The following is a 1,342-nucleotide window of genomic DNA, read 5'->3' on the forward strand; positions in this document are numbered from 1 at the left end:
GGCCAGCACGGCCTGCGCCCGCCGCCGGGTCGCGACGCGGCCGCGCACCGGCCCGGCCACCCACAGCGCGATCGCGACGACGACGACCGCCACGCCGACCACCAGGGCCAGCGCGCCGAGCGGGGGCATGCCCACGACCTGCAGGTTCGCGAGCTGCTCACCGACCCAGCCGAGGAAGCGGTCGAGCAGCGACTCCTGCCGGCTGTAGGCGGGGTCGGCGAGCTCCTCGAGCACCCAGCGCCGCGCCGTCGGGGCGTCCGGGCGGACGGGGACGTCCGCGAGCACCGCGGCCGCCACGACGGCAGCCGTCACGGCTCGCTCGCCGCCCGGGCCAGCTCGAGGTCGAGCCCCTCGCGGCGCATCCGGACGTCGACGTACAGCAGCGCGACGAGCGCCGCGAGGAACGACGTGGAGACGGTCAGGCCGACGACCGAGCCGACCGCGGTCAGCACCACCGTGACCGTCGCGGACCCCGTCACGCCGGTCAGCAGACCCGCCAGGATGCCGGCGGGGACGAGGAACAGGGAGGTGACGACGGTGACGAGCAGCGTCGCGAGCAGGTACGTGCCGAAGAGGCGCCAGAAGCTGCCGCGCGTGAGGCGCCAGGCGCGTGCGACCGTCGCGCGGAACGGCTTGCCCTCGAGCACGAGCGCGGGCGGCACCAGGAGCGTGCGGACGGTCACCCACACGAGCGCGACGACGTACAGGACCCCGCCGAGCACGAGGACCGCGAGCGCGGCGCCCTCCTGCTGCTGGCTGAACAGGAGCAGGACGAGCGCGAACCACGCGGCGCCCACCACGGCCTCCGCGAGCAGCACGAGCACGGCGAACCCGAGGACCCACCACACGCGGCGCGTGCGCAGGACCTCCCGCAGCTCGACGCGCCGCCCGAGGACCGAACGGCTCACCGAGACGATGAGGAACCCCGTCAGGACGCTCGTCGCCGGCAGCAGCAGCGGCGTCGTCGCGGACTGCGCGAGGCTCATGGAGAAGAGCTCGCTGACCGCGCCCACGTCGGTGCCCGTCACGTCCGCGCCCGCGAGGGCGTCGCCGAGCGACGCCGCGACGAGCCCGGCGACGTAGAGCTGCACGAGCGTCTGCAGCGCGACGGCCACCGTCGTGACGAGCGCCGCGAGGCCGAACATGACGACGGGGTTGTGGCGCACGGCGCGCACGGAGCCGTCGAGGATCTCGCCGAGGCCGAGCGGGCGCAGCGGGACGATCCCCGGCTGCAGCGGCGCGGGGCGCCACGGCGCGGGTGGGCCGGCGGGCGCCGGGCGGGCGGGACCGGCGGGCGCCTGCTGCCCCCACGGTGCGGCGGGCGGTGCGGCCGGCGCACCCC

At 76.8% G+C, this 1,342-nt stretch carries 1 protein-coding gene and 1 pseudogene; both read right to left on the bottom strand.

Annotated elements, in window-relative coordinates:
* Window positions 1–312 (bottom strand): annotated as a pseudogene (locus AB6N23_RS18375) (DUF4129 domain-containing protein); the annotation flags it as partial.
* On the bottom strand, window positions 309–1,342 hold a 1,034-nt coding region (locus AB6N23_RS18380), incomplete at its 5' end, for a glycerophosphoryl diester phosphodiesterase membrane domain-containing protein (protein WP_412867394.1). The pseudogene AB6N23_RS18375 and the gene AB6N23_RS18380, both read right to left, overlap by 4 nt.

The organism is Cellulomonas pasadenensis (genome assembly GCF_047229365.1).
In the GTDB taxonomy this organism is placed as follows: domain Bacteria; phylum Actinomycetota; class Actinomycetes; order Actinomycetales; family Cellulomonadaceae; genus Cellulomonas.